The sequence below is a fragment of the Streptomonospora sediminis genome (assembly GCF_054778995.1).
The window spans coordinates 1-3,018 of the sequence record NZ_BAAGYZ010000084.1 but is presented as its reverse complement, the minus strand read 5'-3'; the positions used below and the strand labels follow the sequence as shown (position 1 = coordinate 3,018).

Genomic DNA, 3,018 nt, shown 5'->3' with positions numbered 1-3,018 from the left:
GCCGACGCTGAGCAGACCGGTGTCGGGGTCCAGGCGCATGTCTTGGTCGCCGGGGTCGATCTGGACCTCGTCGGCTTCCGGATCGATCCCGATCGTCACATCACCGAACTCGAGGGTGGCGGTGCCGTCCTCGCTGTCCAATGAGATCGCGGACTTGTCGACATCCTCGTGAGGGACATCGTGAGGTTCATCGGGGAGTAGCAAGGGGGCGGACACATAACCGGGCGCAACTTCGGACGGGAGGCGGCCGTGATAGTCGTCGCTCTGAAATTCGATTGGTGACTCCGCCGCCTGGATGGGAGTCAACGGTTCTTGCGGCTGCATTGGGTCACCGGGTTCCTGCCGTTGCAGCAGGGGTTCCGGCTCGGTGTTCTGAACGGGGGAGAGAACCTGGCGGAAAAACTCAGTGCGATCCTGTACCGGTTCGTTCGGGTCGCCGGTTGACTCGTCTTGAGGTGGAATGGCCACGGCTGTGTCTCCTAGATCTCCAGTGCGCCGTTAGGCGGGGGCGTGGTCGCGTCGGGAGGTGGGGGAGTCAGGTCTTAGAAGGACTACTCAAGAGCAGCGGGTGCGAGAGTGCACAGCGGCCGCAGTCGGCGGTCTCGGCGGAGGCTGCCGCCGGGGCCGCCGACCGCGGCCGTGCGCTGTAAGCGTCAGCGCGGTGGATGTTGTCGGGAACGAAATTCATCGGCGGACGGGGAGCCGGCGAAACCGGCAGATGAGTTGTTTTTTGGGGCAGCCGCGTTTCTGAACTCGCGCCATAAGATTTCTTGGAGGGATTGCGCATCGAATCACTCCGCGTATTCAGGAAGTTCTTCTCCCGTTGGAGATTCAAACTTGTTGATTTTTTCGAGTGCGTCTCCGTAAGCTGTTTCCATCTTGCTGTATAGTTTGTTTGCGGCGTCTTCAACGGGTTGGAATTTTTCCTGCCACTTCCTGTTCAATTCCTTTTGGATTCCATTTTTTGTGTCCTCGTGGGTAATGATCCCGCTGTCCCCATTCGGGTTGTAGACTATCGCGAACTCCCCGTTTTCCCCTTTGGAGTCCTGGACTACACTAGTGGTGTTCGAGTACCACTCGTAGATAATGTGGTAGGTGTAGGTAGTAGGGTCACCGACCCATTCGTATACTTGTGTTTCGAGTTCGTTGAGCTCCGGTTGGATTTCGTCCATTATGGTACTGAGGTGCTTGTCGATCCCATTTAATTGTTCGTAAAAGTCTCTGAGTCGAGAGGTGAGCTCAGCAAGCCTGTTTCCGAATGCCCCGGCCGCAGTACCTTTGTATCCGCCTCCCGGGTCCAAGTTCAGGTCGTGCAGAGCGCCCTTGAGTCCGGGAAACTCCTCTCTTCCTTTTCTGGGTTTTTCGCCGTCGGCGAACGAGCGCAAGTCTGTTTCCAGGATGTCAATTTTCCTGGCGATCGTTGTGAGAGTCCCTTTTTCATAGTTGGTGGACCACGCACCTCGATCGATCGCTACGTTGGTAAGACTCTGTAGCTGTATTCTGAATTCGGTGTCCAACTCCGTCAGCACGTGCGGGTCCGACGTGAATCCTCCGGCATCTGCTCTGGTATTGTCATCGGAAATGTGAACCCACGCGATATTTGTGTCTCCATAGTCGGGCGGATCTTCCGTGATATTCGGGAAGTATTTAGGGTTGATCAACCAAGGGGGATCGAGCAGCATCCTTCCATCCATTGGAGGAAAATTTCCATCTTTTCCCGAATCTGCGAAAATATTCATGATGTCAGCGATTGGCTTGGGCATTGATTCACCTCGAATTCTCAGGGGTGGGAGGTATGGCCAAAGCGTTCGAATGTGGTCTCAGGTTACCTACTTATTGCCGTCATCCCCATCTTTGTTGTCAGTAGGTGGTTTTCCAATAATATTCCTCAATTCTTCGATTTCAAGGGTTGCCTCGTCCTCTTGTCGGCCAAAGTTTTGCACATTCTTTTCAAGGCCGTCGTTGACGTCTTTCATCTCTTGGTGAATTTTCTTGACGGCGGAATAAATCAGTGGGAGTGAATCGTCGACCTTTTTTTGAATTGACTTGGCCGGTTCAAAGAGTTCGGGGTTCCCGATCCTAAGAAACGGAGGCTTTGTCTCTTCGTAGAAGCTGAACTCCCCAACATGGTATTTAAGTACGTCTATGGCGGGAAGTATGTGATTCTTGTTGAACTCGCGGATCATTCCGTAGTCGACGACGGTGACGTCACTATTCCCATTGTCCTGGTTTTCGCCTCCGCCGCTATCGTTCCCTCCGCCTTCGCTGTTGTTTTCCTCGCCTCCTTCCTCACCGCTTTGTTCGTTGTCTTCCTCGCCGCCCTTCTCGCTCCCCTCTTCGCCGCCTTGTCCGCCGTTTCCTCCGCCCAGTTCCTCGCCGCGGTTCTTTTGCCCTCTTTCGGTGTCCTCTCCCTGGCCACCGTCGTCTTGCCCGTCTTTGCCTTCATCTTCCGGTTTCTGAGCGACGGGTTTCTCCATCAGCCTGGCCGGGGTGGCCTGCTGTGTGTCACCGCCTCCGCCTTTACCGTTGCCCTGGTTGCCTTCAGGTTGGTTGCCGGGGTCGTCTTGGTCGTCTTGGTTTTTATCGGTGGGTGGGCTGTTCTGCCCGTTGCCGGGTCCTTGTTCGTTTCCGGGGTCTTGTTCGTTGCCCGGCTTGTTTTGGTCGTCTTGGTTCTTGTCGGTGGGTGGGCTGTTCTGCCCGTTGCCGGGTCCTTGTTCGTTTCCGGGGTCTTGTTCGTTGCCCGGCTTGTTTTGGTCGTCTTGGTTCTTGTCGGTGGGTGGGCTGTTCTGCCCGTCGTCGGATCCCTGTTCGTTTCCGGGGCCCTGTTCGTTGCCCGGCTTGTTTTGGTCGTCTTGGTTCTTGTCGGTGGGTGGGCTGTTCTGCCCGTCGTCGGATCCCTGTTCGTTTCCGGGGCCCTGTTCGTTGCCCGGCTTGTCGTCCTGCCCCTGGTCCTGCCCCTGCCCCTGGTTCTGGTCTTGGCCGTGGTCGTCGTTGCCGTTGTCCTGGTTGGGGTCCTGG

Annotated in this window: 1 protein-coding gene and 2 pseudogenes; all 3 read right to left on the bottom strand. The window is 56.1% G+C overall.

Annotated elements, in window-relative coordinates; translation table 11 throughout:
• Positions 1-468 (bottom strand): annotated as a pseudogene (locus ACYVD5_RS17445) (hypothetical protein); the annotation flags it as partial.
• A gap of 323 nt (positions 469-791) precedes the next feature.
• Positions 792-1,763: a hypothetical protein gene (locus tag ACYVD5_RS17440; protein ID WP_461002124.1), complete on the bottom strand. Its 972-nt coding sequence runs from the start codon at positions 1,761-1,763 to the stop codon at positions 792-794.
• Between the two features lie 66 nt (positions 1,764-1,829).
• Positions 1,830-3,018 (bottom strand): annotated as a pseudogene (locus tag ACYVD5_RS17435) (hypothetical protein); the annotation flags it as partial.